General features: G+C 36.8%; 20 protein-coding genes. 14 read left to right on the top strand and 6 right to left on the bottom strand.

Features of this window, described 5'->3' with window-relative positions; genetic code table 11:
* Positions 1-90: 90 nt before the first annotated feature.
* Positions 91-675, bottom strand: coding sequence for a TetR/AcrR family transcriptional regulator (locus tag J2Z40_RS10340; RefSeq protein WP_066400006.1), 585 nt, complete (start codon positions 673-675; stop codon positions 91-93).
* A gap of 144 nt (positions 676-819) precedes the next feature.
* Between J2Z40_RS10340 and J2Z40_RS10335 the strand changes: the two genes are divergently transcribed.
* The 10 genes from J2Z40_RS10335 (at position 820) to J2Z40_RS10290 (ending at position 13645) form a co-directional block, all read left to right on the top strand.
* Complete coding sequence (locus J2Z40_RS10335; protein WP_066400008.1) at positions 820-1734, top strand: ABC transporter ATP-binding protein; 915 nt, start codon at positions 820-822, stop codon at positions 1732-1734.
* Positions 1734-3344 carry an ABC transporter permease gene (locus tag J2Z40_RS10330; protein ID WP_066400011.1) on the top strand — a complete coding sequence of 537 codons (1611 nt, stop codon included), beginning with the start codon at positions 1734-1736 and terminating at the stop codon, positions 3342-3344. Before J2Z40_RS10335 ends, J2Z40_RS10330 begins: the two co-directional genes overlap by 1 nt.
* A 495-nt stretch (positions 3345-3839) precedes the next feature.
* Positions 3840-4442, top strand: a complete 603-nt coding sequence (locus J2Z40_RS10325; protein WP_066400014.1) for an alpha/beta hydrolase — start codon at positions 3840-3842, stop codon at positions 4440-4442.
* A gap of 614 nt (positions 4443-5056) precedes the next feature.
* On the top strand, positions 5057-6511 hold the full coding sequence (cls, locus tag J2Z40_RS10320) for a cardiolipin synthase (protein ID WP_066400017.1): 1455 nt from the start codon (positions 5057-5059) through the stop codon (positions 6509-6511).
* A gap of 558 nt (positions 6512-7069) precedes the next feature.
* Positions 7070-8134 (top strand): iron-siderophore ABC transporter substrate-binding protein, encoded by a 1065-nt coding sequence (locus J2Z40_RS10315; protein ID WP_066400019.1) that lies wholly within the window; start codon positions 7070-7072, stop codon positions 8132-8134.
* The gene (locus J2Z40_RS10310) at positions 8115-9170 is read left to right on the top strand and encodes a FecCD family ABC transporter permease (protein WP_245350054.1); all 1056 of its coding nucleotides are present in this window, start codon (positions 8115-8117) and stop codon (positions 9168-9170) included. The genes J2Z40_RS10315 and J2Z40_RS10310 overlap by 20 nt, the downstream gene beginning before the upstream one ends.
* The gene (locus J2Z40_RS10305) at positions 9167-10204 is read left to right on the top strand and encodes a FecCD family ABC transporter permease (protein ID WP_066400020.1); all 1038 of its coding nucleotides are present in this window, start codon (positions 9167-9169) and stop codon (positions 10202-10204) included. The genes J2Z40_RS10310 and J2Z40_RS10305 overlap by 4 nt, the downstream gene beginning before the upstream one ends.
* Positions 10204-11007, top strand: coding sequence for an ABC transporter ATP-binding protein (locus tag J2Z40_RS10300; RefSeq protein WP_066400022.1), 804 nt, complete (start codon positions 10204-10206; stop codon positions 11005-11007). The genes J2Z40_RS10305 and J2Z40_RS10300 overlap by 1 nt, the downstream gene beginning before the upstream one ends.
* A 263-nt stretch (positions 11008-11270) precedes the next feature.
* On the top strand, positions 11271-12353 hold the full coding sequence (locus J2Z40_RS10295) for an AI-2E family transporter (protein ID WP_083954041.1): 1083 nt from the start codon (positions 11271-11273) through the stop codon (positions 12351-12353).
* Between the two features lie 305 nt (positions 12354-12658).
* A complete protein-coding gene (locus tag J2Z40_RS10290; protein ID WP_066400024.1) occupies positions 12659-13645 on the top strand; it encodes a glycoside hydrolase family 43 protein in 987 nt (328 codons plus the stop codon).
* A 164-nt stretch (positions 13646-13809) separates the two neighbouring features.
* Here J2Z40_RS10290 and J2Z40_RS10285 read toward each other — a convergent pair whose 3' ends face one another.
* On the bottom strand, positions 13810-14976 hold the full coding sequence (locus J2Z40_RS10285) for an ROK family protein (RefSeq protein WP_066400791.1): 1167 nt from the start codon (positions 14974-14976) through the stop codon (positions 13810-13812).
* Between the two features lie 349 nt (positions 14977-15325).
* Here J2Z40_RS10285 and xylA point away from each other — a divergent pair, with 349 nt between their 5' ends.
* The 4 genes from xylA to J2Z40_RS10265 all read left to right on the top strand — a co-directional run bounded on the left by xylA (position 15326) and on the right by J2Z40_RS10265 (position 20097).
* Positions 15326-16657 carry a xylose isomerase gene (gene xylA / locus J2Z40_RS10280; protein ID WP_066400025.1) on the top strand — a complete coding sequence of 444 codons (1332 nt, stop codon included), beginning with the start codon at positions 15326-15328 and terminating at the stop codon, positions 16655-16657.
* Positions 16658-16733: 76 nt separating this feature from the next.
* Positions 16734-18227 carry a xylulokinase gene (xylB, locus tag J2Z40_RS10275; RefSeq protein WP_066400027.1) on the top strand — a complete coding sequence of 498 codons (1494 nt, stop codon included), beginning with the start codon at positions 16734-16736 and terminating at the stop codon, positions 18225-18227.
* 90 nt (positions 18228-18317) lie between these two features.
* The gene (locus tag J2Z40_RS10270) at positions 18318-19358 is read left to right on the top strand and encodes an aldose epimerase family protein (RefSeq protein ID WP_066400028.1); all 1041 of its coding nucleotides are present in this window, start codon (positions 18318-18320) and stop codon (positions 19356-19358) included.
* Between the two features lie 115 nt (positions 19359-19473).
* On the top strand, positions 19474-20097 hold the full coding sequence (locus J2Z40_RS10265) for a YesL family protein (protein ID WP_066400030.1): 624 nt from the start codon (positions 19474-19476) through the stop codon (positions 20095-20097).
* 561 nt (positions 20098-20658) lie between these two features.
* Here J2Z40_RS10265 and J2Z40_RS10260 read toward each other — a convergent pair.
* From J2Z40_RS10260 to J2Z40_RS10245, 4 genes are all read right to left on the bottom strand, one after another.
* Positions 20659-21552 (bottom strand): carbohydrate ABC transporter permease, encoded by an 894-nt coding sequence (locus J2Z40_RS10260; protein ID WP_066400031.1) that lies wholly within the window; start codon positions 21550-21552, stop codon positions 20659-20661.
* 16 nt (positions 21553-21568) lie between these two features.
* Positions 21569-22447: a carbohydrate ABC transporter permease gene (locus tag J2Z40_RS10255; protein WP_066400032.1), complete on the bottom strand. Its 879-nt coding sequence runs from the start codon at positions 22445-22447 to the stop codon at positions 21569-21571.
* Positions 22448-22578: 131 nt separating this feature from the next.
* A complete protein-coding gene (locus J2Z40_RS10250; RefSeq protein WP_066400792.1) occupies positions 22579-23883 on the bottom strand; it encodes an extracellular solute-binding protein in 1305 nt (434 codons plus the stop codon).
* A 103-nt stretch (positions 23884-23986) separates the two neighbouring features.
* The gene (locus J2Z40_RS10245; RefSeq protein WP_066400034.1) at positions 23987-24772 is read right to left on the bottom strand and encodes a response regulator transcription factor; all 786 of its coding nucleotides are present in this window, start codon (positions 24770-24772) and stop codon (positions 23987-23989) included.

Here is a 24772-nt window from a genome sequence, read left to right as displayed (position 1 = left end):
TTTGTTTTTTGTCCAATAAATCAAAGAAAACGTCCAATATATTCATTTTTTATCCAAATAAGTAATCAACGCTGGCATGTGACAGACTTTTTATTCACTTTTTCCAGCTATACCGTAAAAGAAAAGCTTTGTTAACTCCTCTGCTATTGGAATGGTCATTTGGGCAAAGTGTTCACGTTGCATATATTCTTGAAACATCTGTAAATATAATAAAATGGCTTCATTCGATATGGATGAATCAATATATCCTTGTTCTCTTCCATTATTAAAAAACTCGATAAAGAGCGGGAGGGCTTCATTTATATATAATTCTTCAACATAGCTTTGTCCACTGGCATAATCCTTCATAAAATCCTGTAGAAACTTTTCACTTATTTGATTGATAATGGCGCCTTTTTCAAACATCAGTTTTGTTATTTTTTCATTAAAAGGAAGGTCGCTCTCTAGGAACTTTTTTTGTTCATCCCATACTTTATCGACATAAAATTTAAAAACGAACTGGGCTAAATTATCTTTGCTTTCAAAATAATTATAGATGGTAACTTGAGATACACTTGCCTTTTTTGCTATTTCTGCAATGGATACCTTTTGAATTCCGTATTCCATAAATAAGGCTAATGCAGCTGTTAATATATCCTTTTTCTTTTGCTCCCTACGTTTTTCAAAACCATCCATTTCTTTCACCTCATAGTTAGTTTAATAAAAAAAATGTAATAGAACAATAAAAATAGTTCATAAACTATTGAAGATGAATCAACTTTTGTATATTATGAACTATATAGATAAAAATATTTCATAAATAAAGGAGGAGAAAGATAAATGACAATTTTAAAAGCAACCCATTTAACAAAAAAATTCGGTAAGTTTACTGCCTTAGATGGTGTAAATATGGAAGTAAATGAAGGGGAAGTGTATGGTTTCATTGGGCCGAACGGGGCAGGGAAATCAACGACGATTCGAATATTACTTGGCATGTTAAAGGCGACACAAGGAGAGGCAAAGATTTTTGGGAAAGATGTATGGTCGGATGCGGTTGATATTCATAAGCGGATTGCTTACGTGCCTGGTGATGTAAATCTATGGCCGACTTTATCTGGGGGCGAAGTGATTGACCTTTTCATGAAAATGAATGGAAGTACAAATTACAGAAAGCGTGAAGAATTAATCGAGAGATTCAATTTTGATCCAACGAAAAAGAGCAGGACATATTCGAAAGGGAATCGACAAAAGGTTGCGTTAATCGCTGCATTTGCTTCAGATGCTGATCTGTTTATTTTGGATGAGCCGACATCAGGACTGGATCCGTTGATGGAACACATCTTCCAGGAATGTGTACTAGAAGCGAAAAGAGCGGGTAAAAGTGTACTCTTATCCAGTCATATTTTATCAGAGGTAGAAAAGTTATGTGATCGAGTCGGGATTATCCGTCAAGGGAAAATGATTGAAACAGGTACTTTAGATGAATTACGTCACTTAACTCGTACGAATTTAACGATTGAAACGAAAGAACCAATTCCTTCACTAAAAGAACGGAAAGGTATTCATAATATAGAAAAGAACGATTCAGCGCTCACATTCCAAGTGGATACAGAGGAAATGGATGCTGTCATTCGTTACATCTCAGAGTTTGGCATCTTGAAATTAGAAAGTGCCCCACCAAAATTAGAAGATTTATTTATGCGACATTATCAAGGAGCAGAGCACTCTAAATCTAGAGTGGAGGGATCTTTGTAATGGGTACGCAATATTTTAAAGGGACGAAGACATTAACACGGTTCATTTTTAGACAGCAACGATTTAAAATCCTTGTCTGGTTAATTAGCTTGACTGTCATCACCTTGTCTGTCGCTGCGGCATATCCAAGTATTTATAAAGATGAACAATCAAGGCAGGCTGCTTCTTTCACAATGGATAATCCGGCGATGATCGCCATGCTTGGACCAGGCTATGAAATCGATGAATATGTAAACTCTGTTGGTGCGATGTTTGCCAATGAAATGCTACTCTTTACAGCCATTGCGGTAGGAATCATGAGTATTTTACTTGTAGGACGGACAACGCGTGCAGATGAGGAAGATGGCCGTATTGAAATGATTCGAGCTCTTTCTGTTGGCCGTTTGTCGTATGCGAGTGCAGCGATGATTGTGATTGTATCTACAAATATTTTACTTGCTGTTTTAATAGGGGTTGGTTTGGCTTCTCTAGGGATAGAAGGCATAGGAGTAGAAGGTTCTTTCTTATATGGTGCCATCCTAGGTGCAACAGGTCTTGTGTTTGCTGCCTTAACAGCCATTTTTGCGCAAGCTTCAGAAACATCAAGAGGAACGACGATGTTTTCTTTTATGGCTTTAATTATTGCTTACCTTATACGTGCCATTGGAGATGTAAGCAGTGAAGCATTGTCATGGCTTTCACCACTTGGCTGGACGGTCAGAACAGGCGTATTTGCAGGGAATGATTGGTGGCCAGTTATCGTCTCATTTGTCTTTGCACTAGTAGTTGGATTTGTCGCTTTTTATTTACAGTCCATTCGTGATTTAGGGTCTGGCTTCATAGCAGCAAGAAAAGGAAGGAAAAATGCTTCAGCCTTTTTACAAACATCACTCGGCCTTACTTTTCGATTACAACGTACGAATATAATCGCATGGGCAATTGGTTTGTTTCTATTAAGTAGTTCTTTTGGTGCGATCTTGGGTGATTTAGAAGCGTATTTTGCAGACATTGAATTTATGGAAGCATTTATAGAAGCAGAGTCAGATTATTCACTGACTGAGCAGTTTTTAACGCTATTAATGGCGATTATGTCTTTAATCAGTCTTATCCCAGCAGTAATGGTTATATTAAAGTTAAAAGGGGAAGAAACAAAGAATCTCACAGAGAACTTTTATAGTCGTGCAGTTTCTCGAACGCGTGTGTTAGGGAGTCATTTCTTCCTAGCGGTTGTTGTAAGTTTTATTATGCAATCACTAGTTGCACTAGGGTTATGGTCGGTTAGTGGTTCGGTAATGGATGAGCCATTATCATTTGTGACTACTTTCTCATCTGCTTATGTTTATTTACCAGCGATATGGGTGGTCGTTGCATTAACAATTTTATTGGTTGGGGCTGTTCCAAAGCTTACTGGTGTTGTTTGGCTTTATGTTGTTTATTGTTTCGTTGTTGTCTATCTTGGCGATTTGCTCGACTTTCCCGTATGGATGAATAACTTGTCGGTATTTAGCTATATTCCACAAATCCCAATAGATGACATGAATGTTATGACAATGGGAGTTTTAACGTTGATTGCCATTGGGTTATCTGTAATTGGCTTTACTGGTTATAATAAGCGAGATATTGCTGGGTGATCTCAGTTGTTTTAGAAAAACGTCAACTGAGTAGTCGTATTGTTATGTTGGAAATGGCCGCTGTTTTAATTTGGTTAAATTATATAGTCTTTTTAGTTATCAATCTGCTGCAATAAAATATTATTTGTCATGATTATGAGAATACTAACTTAATAGATGCTCACCTTTCATTTTGCTACCCTCCTAAAAATATGTTGTTGATTTTTAGGAGGATATTTTATTATAAAGCAATATATTAAATGCTTTAGCGTATATTTATTTTCCATCTAGAAGGATTTAAACAATAAATATGATATTGACAGATGTAGTTATTTATTTTATTATTATCTCAAATTCAAGATATTTTAATTAGAGACAATTCGCGGGTAGTGAATTTGTTACGATCTTATAGGAAAACTATGAAATGATCGATGAATGTATTGAAAAGCTAAAGTTAAAAAGATGGGAATGAAGAAGAACTTTACCTTAATTCCCTGACTTAGGAGGAGATAAATAATGAAACATCTATTCAATAAGGGAAAAGATTCAACTAAACCAACGTTATTAATGCTTCATGGGACAGGAGGCGATGAATTAGATTTGCTGCCGCTTGCAGGAATGGTTGATGGGGAGGCAAATGTATTAAGCGTTCGTGGGAATGTATTAGAAAATGGGATGCCTCGATTTTTTAGAAGATTAGCTGAAGGCGTGTTTGATGAAGAAGACCTTATTTTTCGAACAAAAGAATTAAATGAATTTTTGAATGAAGCAGCAGAGCAGTATGAATTCGACCGAGATAATATCATGGCAATTGGTTATTCAAATGGAGCCAATATAGCTGCAAGTTTATTATTTCATTATCAATCGGCATTAAAGGGGGCAATCCTTCACCATCCAATGGTGCCAAGACGAGGAGTGGAGTTACCTGATTTGACCGGAAAATCAGTATTTATTGCAGCTGGTACAAACGATCCAATTTGCCCACCGACAGAATCAACTGAATTGCAATCATTATTAGAAAAGGCAAATGCAGAAGTAACGCTTCATTGGGAAAATAGAGGTCACCAATTAACAGCAACAGAAGTAGACGCTGCGAGTAAATGGTACTCGTCTCTCTAATTAACAGTCTTAGAAGCAGAGGGCGGTTCTTCTGCCATCATTAATTTTTAGGCAATAAAACGTAAAGGGAAATAGTATGTACAGGTGTATTGTTTATGCACTTGTACATACTGTTACATATTTTAATAGGGTATTTCTTGCAAAAACAGGAACATTCGTTTGTTAATTGTGATTTATTGTATAATAGAAGTAGATAAACAACCATGGATACTCCTCTTAATTACTTAAGAAGGGGAGGTTAAAATGTCACTATCAATGTTAACCCGTGAAGTCCCCAGCAGTATGTCCACCACGATCAATTATTCAAGCAGTTAATCCACACATGTTTCAATGAATAGGAACGAATACAAAGAGAAAACCATTACCTAAAATAGTTATTGACTAAAGTGATGCATAATCAAGGCACCACTTACCTTATGAAATAGTAATTAAAGTGTCCTCAATAAGGAAGGGATGATTGATTGCTGTAATGAACTTACGTTAAAATAGATTGATTAAATGGAATATTTAAGAGGTTAGCATGTGGTACGGCTCTGCCGCCTCAGGAGTGAGAGGATTGTATGTATGCTCACTAAGCAATGAAAAGAAAATAAGAGAAAAGAAGGATATCGAAGATGGAAGCTGGGAATGTAATTACATTTATCTTATCAACTATAACCATTATCAATATCATTCTTTCAGCAGGGGTTATCTTTTATGAAAGAAGGGATATTGGCCATACATGGGCTTGGCTATTAGTATTATTTTTTATTCCTATTTTAGGATTTTTAATTTATATTTTTCTTGGGCGTAAACTCAAACAGAAAAACTTCTATCATCTTTCTAAAGAAGAAAGTGAATTTCTTCAATCAGAAGTGGATAAGCAATTAGCAACTTTAAGGGATGAGGAGGAAAGTCAATCTCCTTTGTTAAAGAAATATGCTGATTTGATTTGGATGAATGTAAAATCATCCCATGGTCTTTTATCAAATGATAATGAAATAGCGATCTTTAATGATGGGCATGAGAAGTTCGCCAGTTTATTTGCGGATATTAAATCTGCAAAAAAGGAAATTAATATCCAATATTATATTATTCAACCCGATGACCTTGGAAGAAAGTTAAGAGATGAGTTAACGAAAAAAGCAAAAGAAGGAGTGAAAGTAAGACTTCTCTATGATGAAGTGGGCTCAAAGAAACTATCACCAAAGTTCTTTAAAGATTTACGGTTAGCAGGTGGAGAGGTGGAGGTTTTCTTCCCATCCTTATTTAGGCCAGTGAATTTTCGCATAAACAATAGAAATCATCGAAAGCTTTGTATCATTGATGGGGAGATTGCATATATTGGTGGGTTTAATGTCGGGGACGAGTATCTTGGCAAGGCGAAGAAATTCGGTTATTGGCGTGATACACATTTTAAAATTAAGGGACAAGCAATTAATCATATTCAAGGGAGATTTATTCTAGACTGGCATCAGGCAGGCAAGCATCAACAGGGGATTCATGAAGAGTTTTCGTTTCAAATAAAAAAACGCCTTGGCAATATTCCAGTCCAAATTATTTCAAGTGGCCCGAATTCTGAAACGGAGCACTTAAAGAATATGTATATTAAGCTAATCCTATCTGCCAAACATAGTGTATCTATTCAAACACCTTATTTTATCCCAGATTCGAGTTTTATGGATGCCTGCAAAATTGCTCTATTATCAGGCGTTGATTTGCAAATTATGATCCCGAATAAGCCGGATCACCCTTTTGTTTACTGGGCTACTTGGGCATATGCAGGAGATTTACTAGCTTATGGAGCCAAAGTCCTTTTATATGAAAATGGTTTCTTGCATGCTAAAACGATTGTAGTGGATAAGGAAGTTGCATCCGTAGGGACGATGAATATCGATTCTCGAAGCTTTAGATTGAATTTCGAAGTAAATGCTATCGTATTTGATGAGAATATTGCGGAGCAGCTTCATGATATGTTCGCTGAGGATAGCAAATTAAGTACAGAACTTACACAAGAAAAATATAATGAAAGAACCATTATGATTAAATTTAAAGAGGGAATCTCCCGTTTGCTTTCTCCGATTTTATAAGGGTCATGAAGAGGATAATGAAAAATGATTGATTGACGAATATAAGCTATGTTTTGTCCAATAAATCGAAGAGTACGGCGAATATAATAAATTTTTGTCCAATAACTCAATGAGAATGGCGAATATATTTGTTTATTGTCCAATATAATCATAAATGAGGGCAACTAGGTTACTTCATACGGTTGCCACAACCGTGATTTTGTGTTTTATCTCCTTTTTTCTAATTGTCGAAAAAGAATAAATTGAAAGTAACACAGAAATACCTCTTTGGATCTGAATAGCATCTGAAGAGGTATTTCTATTTATATAAGGGAGCTAAGGAAGACTTATGAACGATGGAAATTACAAAGGAAAAGGTTATTAATGAACATAATGTAGTCCGGATGAAAGTAGGAAGTCATAGTTTAATATCTTCATATAATTAAAAATTCATAGAATGTTTGTTGACATCGAGTTTAAGATGAATTATATTGTTTGAGAATGAATATCATTATTGTTTAAGTGGGATTTGTAGTTATTTATCCATTTAGTGGGAATTCAGAAGGGTAGGGGATATATATGAAAAACAAAAAATCATTCGTTCTAATGTTCATGCTTGCGATTATCGCTGCTTTCGCATTAGTAGGCTGTTCAAGTGATTCAAAAAAAGAAGAAGCAGAAGAAAAAGACACAGAAACAGAAACAGAAACAAACACGGAAGCAGATTCTCAATACCCAATTACGATTACACATGCTTTAGGTGAGACGGTTATTGAAAAGAAACCTGAACGAGTTGTTACGATTCAATGGGGGAATCAAGATGTTGCTTTAGCTCTTGGTGTCGTGCCAGTCGGTTTTTCAGCTGCAAACTTTGGTGTTCAAGATGATAGCGGTTTATTGCCATGGACAAAAGAAAAGTTAGATGAACTAGGAGTAACAGATCCAAATGTTTTCCAAGATACAGATGGTTTAGATTTTGAAGCCATTTCAGATGCAAATCCAGATGTCATTCTCGCTGCATACTCTGGTATTACAGCAGAAGATTATGAAACGTTAAGTCAAATTGCTCCTGTTGTTGCTTATCCAACTTCAGCATGGACTTCTTCATGGCGTGAGACAGTTGAACTTGATGCTACAGGTATGGGCATGAAAGAAGAAGGTGAGCAATTAATTAAAGATACTGAAAACCTTATTGCAGAAAAATTAAGCGCTTACCCTCAGATTGAAGGTAAAAAAGTAGTGTGGGTCAACTTCTCTGCGCAAGATTTATCGCAATTGCATATTTATACACCAGTTGATTCACGTGGAGCGTTTTTAGAAGAGTTAGGTATGACTTATCCAGAAAGCGTTCTTGAACAAATTACAGATCCAGCAAGCTACTCTTTAAAATTAAGTGCTGAAAATGTTGAAGCTTTATTCGATGCAGATTTAATTGTTGGTTACGGGGATGACGCACTTTACGAAACAATTAAAGCAGATCCTTTACTAGGAAAAATTCCAGCAGTTGAAAGAGGTTCTGTGGCGTTTATTACAAGTGAGACGCCATTAGTAGCAGCAGGAACGCCAAACCCACTTTCAATTGCCTACACAATTGATGAATATTTAGAATTAATTGGTGGAGCAATTGATAAAATCGAAAAGTAATTCCTCCTCTTATTCTAAAAAAGAGCAACTGAATTTACATGCACCAAAGCATTTTTCACTCATTTTAGTGATGGGACTTATCCTATTAATCATCACAATCATTGCTTCCCTTGTATTAGGAGCAAGAGTGGTCAGTTTCCAAGAATTAATCGATGGGTTATTTTATCAAAACCAAGATTCCTATGGGGCAAACGTAGTGCAAAAGCGCATTTCGCGCACGGTTTTTAGTTTGTGCTGTGGTGTGGCATTAGGAATTGCGGGTGTACTTATGCAAACGGTGACTCGCAACCCATTAGCTGATCCGAGTATTTTAGGTGTGAATACAGGTGCATCCTTGTTTGTAGTAACTGGAATTACATTTTTCAATATTACTACAGCAGGTCAGTATATTTGGTTAGCTTTAATCGGAGCTGCATTAACTGCAGTCTTCGTATTTGGAATAGGTTCGATGGGGCGTGGTGGCGCCACGCCAATTAAATTAGTCTTAGCTGGAGCTGCAACTAGTGCAGCTCTTTCTTCACTTGTAACGGCAATTATGATTCCAAGTTCATATGCGATGGATCAATTTAGATTTTGGCAAGTAGGAAGTGTCGGCTCAGGATCATGGGATTCCATTACTATTTTCATTCCATTTTTATTATTTGGAGTGATTATTGCATTTGTATCAGCACCAGCACTTAATGCATTGGCATTAGGTGATGATGTTGCAACGGGTCTTGGTGTGCGACCGGGTGTGCTACGCGTATTTGCGATTTTCGCAGGAGTTATTTTATGTGGGGTAACGACTGCTTTAGCAGGTCCAATTGGTTTTATCGGCCTCTTGGCAACACATGCGATGCGTTTTATCATTGGACCAGACCTACGCTTTTTAATTCCTATGTCCGCATTGGCAGGTGCGATTATTTTAACCATTTCTGATGTGGCCGGCAGACTGATTGGCAGTCCTGGAGAACTTGAAGTAGGTATTATTACAGCGTTTATTGGTGCACCAATCCTCATCTTATTAGCTAAGAAATCGAAGGTGAGGTCAATATGAGAAATCAAACGATTGAAAGTAACTTTATTATGAAAGGCATGCGTCAAAGAAGGAAGCGCTGGATTATTGTTACCTCTTTCTTACTTATATTAGCGGTCATCCTTTGTTGTGCGATGCTCTTATTAGGGAACACGATTTATCCAGTGAAGGTGGTTATTCGTTCATTAATGGGTGAAGAAATTGCAGGAGCGAATTTTGCTGTTAATACAATTCGACTTCCCCGAATGCTCGCTGGTCTTTTTTCAGGATTTGCCTTTGGTGTCGCAGGTTATATTTTTCAAACGATCCTACGTAACCCATTAGCCAATCCGAATATTTTAGGGATTACATCCGGTTCTAGTGTAGCTGCTGTATTTTGTATAATCATCCTGCATTCAAGTAACACGGTAATATCGATTGCAGCAGTTATTGGGGGATTAGTAACTGTTATCGTCATGTATTTATTATCTCGTGGTCGAGCATTTTCTATTGGCCGCCTAATTATTATCGGGATTGGGATGCAGGCGATGTTAGATGCGGTTATTTCATATTTAATTCTAAAAAGTGCCCAACAAGATATTCCAGTTGCAATAAGATGGTTAAGCGGGAGTCTAAATGGTTCAAAAATGGATGCATTGCCTCCATTAATCATAATGGTAGTTGTATTCACGCCTATTATGCTTTTACTTGGAAAACATCTGAGTATGCTAGAATTAGGTGAGCAAATGGCCACTTCACTTGGGGTAGCTACTGATAAAATAAGAATTACTTTAATTGTAAGTTCTGTATTTTTAATTGCAATTGCTACATCAACAACGGGACCGATTGCTTTTGTATCATTTTTAGCGGGACCTATTGCGAATCGACTAGTTGGTGTTAGTGCGTCAAATATTCTCCCAGCAGGTTTAGTCGGTGCTACTCTTGTATTATTTGCAGATTTAATTGGACAATTTGCATTTGAATATAGATTCCCAGTAGGTGTTATTACGGGATTACTCGGAGCGCCCTATTTGATTTATCTACTCATCCGAATGAACCGAAAAGGAGAATTGTAATGAGCAATACACATGTTTTTCGAGTCGACCAGCTTGTTTCTGGCTATGAGAATAAAACAATTATTCATGGAATTGACCTTGAAATTCCTAAAAATAAAATTAGTGTCATCATTGGTGCAAATGGGTGTGGAAAATCAACACTTTTAAAAACGATGGCCAAGCTGATCAAGCCTACAGAAGGGGATGTCACGCTTGATGGGAAAGCGATCAATAAATACCCACCAAAGCAATTGGCGCGTACTTTAGGACTTCTTCCACAGTCTCCTGTTGTTCCTGATGGAATAACTGTTTCTGATTTAGTCGGTCGAGGAAGGTTTCCTCATCAATCTTTATTCAGCGGATGGTCGAAGAAAGATTATGAAGCAGTAGAAGAAGCAATGGAGTTTATGAATATTACAGATTTTGCAAATCATGATATCGATGAACTTTCTGGTGGTCAAAGACAGCGCGTATGGATTGCGATGGCACTTGCTCAACAAACAGATATTTTACTGCTGGATGAACCAACGACCTTTTTAGATATAACATATCAGGTAGAAATATTGGACTTGCTTACCAATTTAAATCGTAAGTACGGAACAACGATTGTGATGGTATTGCACGATATTAATTTATCCGCACGCTATGCAGATCATATTTTTGCAGTAAAAGAAGGAAAGCTTGTAGCGGAAGGGAAACCATCGGAAGTTCTAACGAGCGATCTAGTCAAATCCGTTTTCGGCTTAAATAGTGTCGTCATTTCCGATCCAATTTCCGATTCTCCATTAGTTATTCCAAAAGGGCGTTATCATGTGAAGGATTGAGGAATTACTAATAATAAGTGGGAAAATCTAAGCTATTCATACCTTGTTTTTCGATTTTATCGACTAAGATTCTATCCTAAATTAGGATAGAATCTTTTTTTAAAATTGAATTATTTACTAAATATTCATAATTTTATGTTATGATAATTGAAATTGTTGACCTAAAAGGAAATCTCTCCTATTAAATAATTGGAATTTCAGTCGTTTAATTGTACTATTCAATTAAGGATTTATTTTTGAACTTAAGGAAGTGAGAATGGTACATGTCGATGCTAGAAAAAAGATGGTTTAAAATTATGGTTGCCATCATTTTGTTTTTAATTATTGTGTTTTTATTAAATATAAATCAATTTATATTAACGCCAATTGTTGTTGTGCTCAAAACAATTTTTTTACCGTTTGTTGTAGCAGGTATTTTATTTTATTTATGTCGGCCACTAGTCGCATGGCTAGAAAAGAAAAAGGTACCAAGATGGATTGCAATTTTAGTTTCCTATATTGTGCTCATCTTGTTCATTTATGGGATTATAAGATTGGTTGGACCGGTTATTAATGATCAATTAGAACGATTTGTGGATAATTTGCCGATGATGGTTTCTACTGTGATGGATTGGATGAAATTTGTTCAGGAAAATCGCTCTACTTTTCCAGATTTCGTTCAAGAAGCATTACTTACTGCAAGTACAGAATTAGAAACGAGACTAGAATCCAATGTAGGAAATATCGCAAATGGAATTTTGGGCATCTTCGGATGGATTGGCGGTTTTATTAATACGATCTTCTACCTTGTTCTTGTTCCGTTTATTTTATTTTATATGTTAAAGGATAGTCATCGGTTTGCGCCAAGTGTGGCTGTTTTGTTCCCACAGTCTAAAAGGGACCATGTGAAAAATATATTAAAGGAAATGGACAAGACCATTTCAACTTATATTCAAGGTCAAATGCTCGTTAGTATTATTGTTGGGTTACTTCTGTATATAGGCTACTTAATAATTGGCCTGAACTATTCTCTAGTATTAGCGATGTTCGGAATGTTTACAAACGTCATTCCGTTTTTAGGACCTTATATTGCCGTAGTACCTGCATTCTTAGTTGCTCTATTTCAAGACCCAATTATGGCTCTTTACGTAGCGATTATTATGTTAGTGGCTCAACAAATTGAAGGCAACATTATTTCGCCGAATATCATGGGGAAAACATTGAATATTCATCCACTAACAATCATTGTTCTGATCTTATCGGCAGGGAACTTTATGGGGATTTTGGGGATTATATTCGTCATTCCAGCTTATTCTATTGCAAAGGTACTTGTAGTGAACATCGTAAAGATCTTTAAGGAAGCATGAATAAGTTTCGTAAAGTATTTAGTTAATTAATAAATGTTTGCCTTTCTTTTGCCAGCATTTATTATTAATATGTTAGAGAATTAGGTGGATGTAGAGATCCCTATCTAAAATCTTTCGTACTATTCTTTATAAAGTGAAAGACACACTGTGAATTCATGAAATGCAGTGTGTTTTTCTATGTTAGTTGATTATTTACAGGAGGATTTATCTTATAATTCTATTATATTAATTTAGTTTGTTGAGTAAACAAAGTTAGTTGATATATAATAAACTTGTCAGTATCAAATTTTAGGAGGATATTAATGATGGGGAAAAATGCAAAGCCTAATGAACCGATAGTAACGCATATCTTTACAGCAGATCCTTCTGCACATGTTTTTGATGGAAAACTTTATATTTATCCTTCTCATGATCTTGAACATGATGAACCATCTAATGATAACGGTGATCAATATAAGATGGAGGATTACCATGTTCTATCAATGGATCATATAGATGGGCCATGTATAGATCATGGAGAAGTACTTCATTTAAGAGATATTCCTTGGGCGAGTAAACAGCTTTGGGCTCCTGATGCTGCATACAAAAATAATACGTATTATTTATTTTTCCCAGCGAGAGATAAGGATGGAATTTTTCGAATGGGTGTGGCAACTAGCGCGAAACCTGAAGGGCCATTTAAGCCAGAGGAAAATTACATTCAAGGCAGCTATAGCATTGATCCAGCGGTATTTGTGGACGAAGACGAAAGAGCATATATGTATTTTGGCGGCCTTTGGGGCGGACAGCTGGAAAAATGGCAAACTGGAACTTTTAATCCAGATGGAGAAGGTCCAGCCCCATCACTACCTGCTTTAGGGCCGATCGTAGCTGAATTGAATGAAGATATGCTAAGTTTTAAAAATGAACCGCAGGAAATCTCTATTGTAGATGAACAAGGGAATCCTATCTTAGCAGGTGACGAAGACCGCAGATATTTTGAGGGTCCGTGGGTTCATAAATATAATGGTCTTTACTATCTCTCTTATTCAACAGGGACTACTCATAAAATTGTTTATGCGGTAAGCGAGAATCCACAAGGCCCATTTGTATTCAAGGGTACGATTCTTACACCTGTAATCGGCTGGACTACCCATCATTCAATTGTTCAATTTAAGGAAAAATGGTATTTGTTCTATCATGATTGTTCATTATCAGGTGGTGTAAACCATAAACGATCAGTGAAATACACTGAACTGAAATATAACGAGGACGGAACGATTCAAACAATCGATCCATATGAGGGAGAATAAGCAGCTTAATAGCTTGCTTCCTTAGTTGAGATTAGCTATTATATGAATCGTAAACAAAGTTACCCCCACTTTTTGCGAAGAAAGTGGGGGTAACTTCGATGTAGTTACCTGCAGATGAATGGACGGTTTGAACATACTAAAAGTAGTAGGGGAAGAATCCGCTCTTAATTTAATTCACTTAATGAGATTTTTGCTTCTCCTTTAAGGAAATTTTCAACAACAAATGCAGATACGCCTAATACAGTGGAGTGTTTGCTATACTTCGCAAAATCTAATTGCATCTCATTTTTATGAAATGCAAGTGTATGATGTGCGATTGTCGTCTGAATGGATTCCTCCATCCATTCTTTTGCTAATGCCAAGCGATTACCGATAATCACTTGGTCTGGGTTAAAGGTATTAATAATGTTACTAATGCCATACCCTAAATAATTACCTGTTTTTTTGAAAATCTCTTTGCTAGTTTGGTCTCCATTTTCAGCGAGTTTTATCAATGATTCTAATGATTCGATCTTTTCGTCAGCCATTGCGAGCAAAGCATGCTCAGAAGCGTATGCTTCCCAACAACCTTTACTCCCACAGTTGCACTGTTTCCCGTCCATTTGAATAATCATATGCCCCATTTCACCTGAAAAACCATTTTTCCCTTGATATAATTGGTTGTTAAAAATAATTCCTACACCAATCCCAATTCCAGCGCTAATATAAATAATATTTTGGAAGTCTTGGCCTGACCCAAATTGTTGTTCCCCAACAGCCCCAGCTTTTGCCTCGTTTTCAATGATGACAGGAATGTGGAATAGTCTTTCAAGGTCTGTTTTTAACTGAATGTTAGTCCATCCTAAATTAGGAGCAAGAAGGACCGTCCCTTCTTTATTAACAATGCCTGGTACCCCTACTCCTATCCCTACGACCCCATACTTACTACTTGGCATTTCATTGATAAGGGATTGAATCATGTCTTGAATAATGCTTATGATTCCTGAATAGGGCGTCCGATTAACTAGTTGATTTTTTTCAATAATAATTGTTCCTTTTAAATCAGTTAGTACACATAATACATAGTTTACTCCTATATCCACTCCAATTGTATATCCGGCTTCTTTATTGAAATGAAGAATGACAGGGCGACGGCCGCCACTTGATACCCCAGGTCCAGATTCAAAAGTTAGTTCTTCTTCTAATAGCTCACTCACTAATAATGAAACAGTTGCTTTATTTAATCCCGAAACTTGTGCGATGTCTGCTCTGGAAATCTGCTCTTTTTCTCGAATGATTTGTAATACGAGTGCTTTATTGTTTTTCTTTACAACTTTCTGATTCCATGTCATATTTTCCACTCTTAAAAACTCCTTATTAGCTAGTATACGTAGTTTATCATAGAAGTTTGTTTATTTGATATACTAACATTTGAATATGTTTGATATGACAATAGTTATTCCCAATCTATAAACGATTAATAATTAAGGGAAATTTAGTGTCTAATCTTGATAGAGATTGTCTAAATATTAACAGATTTCGTATTAGATTATATTCTGCAAAGAGATAGCAATCAACTTAGTTTATTTTATATACAAACTAAGTATACGGTGCTATAATCTATTTAACTACGATATAGATTAATAGCTGCAATCACTCTTTTATACGAAAGTATTACTAAATATTGGGAGGAATAAAGCCATGGCCATTTTTGAAACCGTTAACAAAATTCAATTTGAAGGTTCATCATCCAAAAATCCTTTTTCATTCAAGTATTATAATCCAGATGAAATAATAAATGGCAAGTCAATGGAAGAAATTCTTCGTTTTTCTGTAGCATATTGGCATACATTTACCGCCGATGGTTCAGATCCATTTGGTGTTGGTACGGCTATCCGTCCTTGGGATCGCCTTCAAGGATTAGACTTAGCAAAAGCGCGTGTGGAAGCAGCATTTGAACTATTTGAAAAACTAAATGTACCATTCTTTGCTTTCCATGATGTGGATATTGCTCCTGAAGGCAGTACGTTAAAGGAATCAAATGAAAATCAAGATGTTATTGTTGAAATGATCAAAGATTACATGAAAACAAGTAAAACAAAATTGCTTTGGAATACAGCTAATATGTTCTCAAACCCTCGATATACGCATGGTGCGGCTACTTCGCCAAATGCAGATGTATTTGCATACTCAGCAGCAAAGGTAAAAAAAGGTTTAGAAGTAGCAAAAGAGCTTGGAGCTGAGAACTACGTTTTCTGGGGTGGTCGTGAAGGCTACGAAACACTGCTTAATACAGATATGAAGCTTGAGCAGGATAATTTAGCGCGATTTTTCCACATGGCAGTAGACTATGCGAAAGAAATCGGATTACATGTGCCTTTCTTAATCGAGCCAAAGCCTAAAGAGCCAACGAAGCATCAATATGATTTTGATGTGGCAACTGGTTTGGCATTTTTACAAAAATATGATCTAACAGATTCCTTCAAATTTAATATTGAAGCAAACCATGCAACCCTTGCTGGACATACGTTTGAGCATGAGTTAAGAACCGCACGGATTAATGGGATGCTTGGTTCAGTTGATGCAAACCAAGGGGATACACTTCTTGGCTGGGATACGGATGAATTCCCGACAGACTTATATACAAACACATTAGCGATGTATGAAATTTTGAAAAATGGCGGCTTAGGCAGCGGTGGTTTAAATTTCGATGCAAAAGTAAGAAGAGGATCATTTGAGGCGGAAGATCTTTTCCATGCACATATTGCGGGGATGGATGCATTTGCTGTCGGTCTAAAGGTAGCTAACAAATTAATAGAAGACAAAGTTCTTGATGGTTTTATTGAAGAACGATATAGCAGTTATACTAAAGGGATTGGCTTAGAAATTGTGGAAGGAAAAACAAACTTCCACGAGCTTGAAGCATATGCTCTGCAATTAACAGAAATAAAAAATCAATCTGGCAGAACGGAACGCTTAAAAGCTTTAATTAATCAATATTTACTAGAAACACTTTCTGCTGTGAATGTTTAAGTTAATTTAATAAGAATCATAGAAATATGCTGGAAGTGTTTTGCTCCAGCATATTTTTATAAAAAGGATGATCCGGATGAAATATGTAATCGGTATTGACCTCGGGACGAGTGCAGTGAAAGTATTACTTGTCAATCAAGAGGGAGAAGTATGTAAAGAGGTCTCAAAATCTTATCCTCTCATTAGTGAGAAATCTGGTTATAGTGAGCAAAACCCTGAAGAGTGGGTTGAAAAAACCACTGCAGGCCTAGCTGAATTAATCGAGCATTTGGATGCGGATGATATTGAGGGGATTAGCTTTTCTGGGCAGATGCATGGTCTTGTCCTATTAGATCAGGAGGATCAAGTACTGAGAAATGCGATCCTATGGAATGACACTAGAACAACGAAACAATGTCAGGAAATCTATGAGATCGTCGGCAAACAGCAACTTTTAGAGATAACGAAGAACCCTGCGTTGGAGGGCTTTACCTTACCAAAAATTCTTTGGGTAAAAGAGCATGAGCCTGAAATTTTCGAGCGCTCAAGGACATTTATGCTTCCTAAGGATTATTTGCGTTTTCGGATTACCGGAAATATTCATATGGAGTACTCGGATGCAGCTGGAACTCTTCTTTTAAACGTAGCTAAGCGGGAATGGAGTCATGAGTTATTAAATTCTTTCGGCCTTTCTCCAGAGCTATGTCCCCCATTAGTGGAATCTCATGAGTTTGTTGGAACCGTAAAAGCGGAATTTGCTGAAGAAACAGGATTATCGGAAGTGACAAAGGTGTTTGCGGGCGGCGCGGATAATGCGTGTGGCGCCATTGGCTCTGGCGTTTTGTCTGAAGGAAAAACTTTATGCAGTATCGGAACGTCTGGTGTTGTTCTTTCTTATGAAGAAAGGAATGATCTTGATTTTGAAGGAAAGGTTCATTACTTTAATCATGGGGAAGAAAAGGCTTATTATACGATGGGTGTGACGTTGGCAGCTGGTTATAGTTTAAGCTGGTTTAAAGATACTTTTGCAAAGCAAGAATCTTTCGAGCCGTTTTTAGAAGGTGTGAATGAGGTGCCTCCTGGGAGTCGAGGGTTATTGTTTACACCATATATCGTAGGAGAGCGAACACCGTATGCAGATGCCAATATTCGCGGCAGTTTTATTGGCATAGATGCTGTCCATGAGCGAAAGCATTTTGCACGTGCAGTCCTTGAAGGAATTACGTTTTCCTTAAATGAATCGCTTGAAATCTTTAGAAGGAATGGGAAAATAATTGATTCGATCATTTCAATTGGTGGCGGTGCGAAAAATGAAGCATGGCTGCAGATGCAGGCAGACATTTTCAATGCTAAAATTGAAAGATTGACGAGTGAACAAGGACCAGGAATGGGAGCGGCTATGTTGGCAGCATACGGCTGCGGCTGGTTTCCCTCTTTGAAGGAATGTGCTGAAGTGTTCATTCAAACAGCTAAAACTTATGATCCAATCAAGGAAAATGTAGAAACCTACCAGAAAATCTTTGCGATTTATCAGCAAGTGTATCAGCAGACAAAGATGCTTAATGATCAATTAAGTGAGTTAAGAAAATAGACCTTATTAATCAAATCCCCACTACATGTGGGGCTTTCTTTTCAGTTGATCAGCATTTGCAGTCATTGTTTGAGAGGAGGGAGGATAAAAATGAAGGTTATGAAAGAAAGTTTTGGTCAAATCGGTGATCAGCCTGTCTATTTGTTTACAATAATTAATGAGTGTGGCGTCAAAGTTAAATCGATAAATTACGGCTGTATAATAACGGAAATCATTGTTCCAGATAGAGATGGACAATTCGAGAATGTTGTACTTGGCCATGATTCATTGGATGATTACCTCAATGACACTAATTTTCTTGGTGCTGTTGTCGGCCGTGTTGGAGGGCGAATAAAAGGTGGTTCATTTGAGCTTGATGGGAAGATGTATACTTTAGCTCAAAATGATTCTGTCAATCATCTGCATGGCGGGATTAAAGGGTTTGATAAGGTGGTATGGGAGGCAGAAGTAATTGAGGATGGCATTTGTTTTAAATATGAAAGTAAGGATGGAGAAGAAGGGTATCCAGGAAATCTGCTCCTCGAGGTGACTTATACGCTCAATAATGAAAATGAACTATCGATCCACTATAGGGCTCATTCGGATCAAAAGACACTGCTTACGGTTACCAATCATTCTTATTTTAACTTAAGCGGGAATGTAAAAAGGGATGTTTTAAAGCATACACTCACTTTAAAAAGCGATAGGTTCCTAGAATTAGATGATGAATTCATTCCAACCGGTTATTTAGCAAAGGTCGATCATACGCCATTTGATTTCAGAGAGGAACGGATGATTGAAACAGGAGTTCATTCCGAACATCCTCAAAATGTTTTAGTAGGAAATGGATATGACCACCCGTTTATACTCAGCACCAATCATGAAAATGAAATGGTTCTGAAGGATGCTGAGAGCGGGCGGATTCTAATTGTTGAAACAGATGAACCGGCTGTTGTCGTTTACTCGGGCAACTCTTTGCAATCGGAAAAGGGCTTTCAAGGAGTTCCTGCTAGTAAATATTTAGGCATTTGTTTGGAAACACAAGGACTCCCTGATGCCATTCATCATGCCGACTTTCCCTCAATCATTCTTGATAAGGGTCAACTCTATTCTTCGGTTACTAAGTATAAGTTTGGGTGGGAAGAAATGTAGAATTGAGAGGGAATTTTGCTAGTGGATCATCCAGTAAGGGACAACTGTTATATAATAAACATAGAATACGAATTTGGTTGAAATGAAAGCCTTCACATTTGTTCGGGGGGATTGTATGAATAATATTGCCAATCGAGCGTATATTGCAACAGAATGGATTACGAAATTTGCTTATATAAATCTGTTATGGCTTGGATTCTCACTAGCTGGTTTAGTTGTTGTTGGCTTTTTTCCAGCGACAATTTCAATGTTTACCATTATTCGCAAATGGCTTATGGGTGAAACAGATATACCTATTTTCCGAACCTTTTGGACCACTTATAAATCGGAGTTTATTAGAAGCAATCAACTAGGCTTCATCATCTTAGTTGTGATGGGACTTATTGTTCTTGATCTAGTGATTATAAAGAATGCAGGGAAGGACGATCTGGGCTTTATTCAAATTCCTATCTATCTGTTCATGCTTGCCGCAATTATGACGATTTTCTACTTGATTCCGATTTATGTTCACTTTGAATTAAAATTGGTGCAGATCATCAAAAATGCATTTCTAATGATGCTGATTCATCCGATCGAAAATCTGGTGATGATTTCAGGAATTGGTGCTGTGTTCATCGTGGTCAAATTTGTACCTGGATTAGGCTTTTTCTTCGGTGGCAGTATAACAGCCGCTATTTTGATGACTACATGCTTTTTAGTCTTCAATAAGATGGACAAGAAAAAGCAACAGACGAAATAACTGCGTTAGAAAGTATAAAAATGCAGATGGAAAAGTTCCTTTGATAAAAAGAGGGGAGATTTTCTATGTAGTTCATAACGGGTAGAAAAAATAGTATTTGAAATCGAGTAACGCAAAGGATTTATACCTGATTTTTTATCGCAGTGTAATATTTACAGTTGAAATCCAAGTGGACATACGATCCGTTATTTCAGTAAAAACCCATGATTTTTGTTGGTAAACGGACTCACGTTCCGTTATTTAGTTACTTTGAAGCTATTTTGCATGATTTGGAGCAAATAAAGGAACGGGTGTCCGCAAACGCAATGAAATAGGAGTATCTTTGCGAAATAAGGGATTCTCAGTCCGCGAAAAAGTTATTCAACACTAGTGGTGCTATTTAAAGGAATAAGACACTCATATAAAAAAAAGCCCGGAGCCTCGTACTCTGAGCTTTTTTATGCTGTTTATTATGTGGTTTAACCTATGAATTCAAATGCTATTTAATCTGTTATTTTAGGTTTTCGCTACAAAAACTGAACTACTTACTTTTCATCTGTCATTTGTCTTGTCATTCACTCATTAACCTTTGACAGAACCTGCTGCCATCCCCTCGACAATTTTATCACTTAAGAATAGGAAGGCTAATAGAATAGGAACAATACTAATTACAAGAGTGGCTCCGATCGCTCCCCAGTCGGTTAAATACTGACCAACGAAATTATTGATACCAACAGTTAATGTTTTCCACTTATCAGAACTAATAAAAGTGTTTACAAAGACGAATTCATTCCAGTTATAAATCATGTTAATGATTGCTGTTGTTGAAAGGACAGGTATAGTCATCGGAAGGGTGACTTGGAAAAAGATCCGGTGTACGGAGCATCCGTCCATTACTGCTGCCTCTTCAATTTCACGAGGGAACGTTTTATAAAAGCCTAATAAAATCATAATGGTTAACGGCAGGTTAAATGCCGTATATGATAGTACAATGGATGCAGGGTTATCAATTAAATTTGCATGGTTATACATGTTAAACAAAGGAATCAATGTTGAATGTAGTGGAATCATGTAAGCGACTAAGAACAATCCGAGTACAAGACCACTTAGTTTCCAGTGCATTCGAGTGACTGCAAATGTTACTAAACTAGCTAGAATGATCGTAAGGAAGACAGATAGAATCGTCATCCAGACACTATTGAAGAAGTAAAGACCAATATTCCCCGAAGTCCAAGCCTTTAAATAGTTGCCCCATTGCGGATCTTGTGGCAATGAGAAAGGGGACATTCCAAATACTTCTTGATTGGTTTTGAGTGAAAAGAACACTAGCCAAATTAATGGGTAAATCTGAATAACTGCAAATAACCCTAATATCAGATAAAGAAATCCAAAGCCAATTTTGTTCAAGTAAGATTTCTTCTTAATTTTGGGTGCTAAAACGGTTGTTGTTGTATTTTGTGTACGAACCTCACTCATCTTGTTTCAATCCCCCTTAATTTTGAACATCATCTTTAGATTTCGTTAGTTTCGAAGTTAACAAAGTCATAATTAGGCAGATAATTAATAATCCAAATCCGATCGCACTACCATAACCGAAGTTGTTCAATTTAAATGCTTCCTTGTACATATAGGAAGCCATTACTTCACTTGCTCCGTTTGGACCGCCACCAGTCATAACGTAGATTAAATCAAAGTATTTTAATGATCCTACGACAGCAAGCATGATTGTTACTTTAAATACGTTTGAAATTAAAGGCAATTTAATTTTAAATGCGATTTGTAGTGGGGATGCACCGTCAATTTTTGCTGCTTCAATTACTTCATCTGGTACGTTCTTTAGCGCTGCATAATAAATAAGAATATAAAAACCTGCATACTGCCAAATAACCGGAATGAAAATGGCGTAAAGAGCAATAGCCGGATCGGCTAACCAAATTGGTGTATTTTCTACGCCAAAAAATTCTAGCAATTTGTTGGCCATTCCGTTTGTTGGATCGAAAATCTTCATCCAAAGCTGCGCAATGGCAACAGAAGATAATAACATTGGAATTAAGTAAATCTTACGTAATAGATCAGAGCCTTTAATTTTGCTAGCTAAAACAAGTGAAATCGCTAAGTATAATAGCAAGCTAGCTGTAGAGAAAATGGCTAATAGTAAAGAGTGCCAAGTACTTGTCCAAAACATTTTATCTTGGATCAAGGTAATATAGTTTTCTAAACCAATAAATTTCATCTCGCCAATTCCATCCCAATCCATGAGGCCATAATAACCAGATAAAGTAATTGGGATATAGATAAGGACAAGAATGAGAAGTAAAGCAGGGAGTGTATAAAGGGCAATAACGAATTTATTTGACATCACATTTTTCATGTTGGTTAGTCCCCTTCCTTTCTATAAGGTGAAACTTCAATCAGTGGGGAGGCTTTATCCCCTACTAACTGTAATATGGGATAAAGAAGAGGACATATTTTTCAATAATATGCCCTCTTTCTAAGTAGGTATTATTTCTCCGCAGCAAGTGCTTCTTCTTGTGTTTTTGTAAACTCTTCAGGAGTTGATTGTCCACCGAATAATGCTTGAATTTGATTTAAGTGAACATCAGCCACAGCAGCAGACATTTGGACATCTGCATATAGGGTGAGATTCGTAGCACTTCCCAAATCATTTAGAATATCAATGTACATTTGATCAAGGTCACCATTTGAGGTATCAACAACTGTAGCAGGAATGACACCAGCATCTGTTACCGAACGTTTACCCCATTCTTCAACTAAGTAAGAAACAAATTTCTTTGCTTCATCTTTCACTTTGGATTCTTCTGAAACAAATAACCCAACACCAGGACCACCTACATAGCTGTCAATATCGCCCTTGCCGCCTTCATAAGTAGGGAACTTGAAGTAGCCTACTTTGTCTTTAAACTCTTGGGCAACATCAGGGCTCGTCGTGTAGTTTGGTAATTCCCAAGTAGCCATTAAATACATTGCCGCTTGCTCATTCATAAAGTATCCTTTCGCTTCATCGTTAGAGAGACCATTAAATCCTTTTACGAATGCCCCCATATCAACTAGGTTTGCTAATTCTTCAGCCGCTTTAACTAATGCTGGATCTTCAAAGCTTCCTGAGCGATTGATAGCATTGTTTAAGGTTTCAGGTCCACCGATACGATCGGCAAGATACATATACCACATAGAGCCAGTCCAGCGGTCTTTGTTTCCTAACGTAACTGGAGTAACCCCATTATCTACAAGTGTTTTAACAACATTTAAGAATTCATCATAGGTTTTCGGAGCGTCCAGGTTATATTTTTCAAAGATTTCTTTGTTATAGTATACAGGGGTGATATTGAGTTCAAGTGGCAAAGCATAAGCAGAATCATCCACTGAGAAAGCATCAAGTGTACCGGCAACGAATTGGTCCTTCTTTACAATATCATCTAATGGTGTGAACTTATTCCCATCAACGAAAGGCTTCATATAACCTGCTGCCCAAGTGATTCCAACGTCAGGGAGTTCATTTGATGCAGATAATACTTTGATTTTTTCTTTGTACTGTTCATTTCCTAAAATTTCTGTTTGAATGTCTACAGTAGGATTTTCGTCTTCATAAGCTTTAATAATGTCATCGACAATTGTATATTGAGCATTGGAACTGCCTTCTGGCCATAAATGCATCATTTTGACAACTGTTTTGTCACCGCTTGACTTATTTCCATCATCTGATGAAGATTTTGATGAGCAACCTCCTAAAATTAATCCACTCGCGATTGCTAAGGACATCAAGGAAGTAAACGCTTTCTTTTTAATCAAAATAAAACCCCCTTAGTATTTTCCTATCTTACTAGTTTAACTTTACCACTAAGGGAATAACCAAAAAAGGGAACGGTGATTGGGAAATATACTACTATTTTTAGAAAATTCCTTCATTGTTTGTTTTCCGATAAGTGCTTGGTGTTACACCTTCAATTTCCTTAAAAAGCTTAATAAAATATTTAGAAGTTTTATAGCCTACTTCATATGCAACTTCATTGACCGTCAGATTTGTTGAAATCATTAATTCCTTTGCACGTTGGATTCTTCGTCTTGTTACATATTCACTGAAGGTTAGATTAACTTGCTCTTTAAACAAAACGCTAAAATAACTTGGATTTAAATGGACGTGTGCAGCCACGTTTTTTTGAGTTAATTCATCTTTAAGATGCCGATCAATGTAGGTGATGGCCAAGCGAATCGTATCTTTAGTCGAATTCATTTTCGCATTGGCATTAATGATTTTTTCATCGACGACTTTTTCGATCATTCCGACCCTTTGTTGCTTCTCCATAACTTGAACGGCTGCTTCAATAGCTTCAATCAGTTTCTTTTTTCCGACTGGTTTTAGGAGATAGTTCACTACACCGAGTCTCAAAGCTTCTTGAGCGTACTCGAATTCAGAGTATGCAGAAATGACAATCACAACTGGAGACATTCTTTTTGCTTTCAGATTCTTTAATAGTTGTAATCCAGTCATCTCAGGCATTCGGATATCCGATAGCAAAATATGAATCTTTTTTTCCTCCGCAATCCTAAGGACCTCTTCTCCACTTTCTGCTATGTGAATCATAAATTCACCATTACTCCAGCTTTCTAAAGTTCTTTGTATGCCTTTTCTTGTAATTGGTTCATCGTCTACGATTACAATATTTTTAGTAAACAT

It is taken from the genome of Cytobacillus eiseniae, assembly GCF_017874625.1.
Taxonomy (GTDB): Bacteria; Bacillota; Bacilli; order Bacillales; family Cytobacillaceae; genus Cytobacillus; species Cytobacillus eiseniae.
Note: the sequence above shows the minus strand (reverse complement) of the source record. Positions and strands in the feature narration are given on the sequence as shown.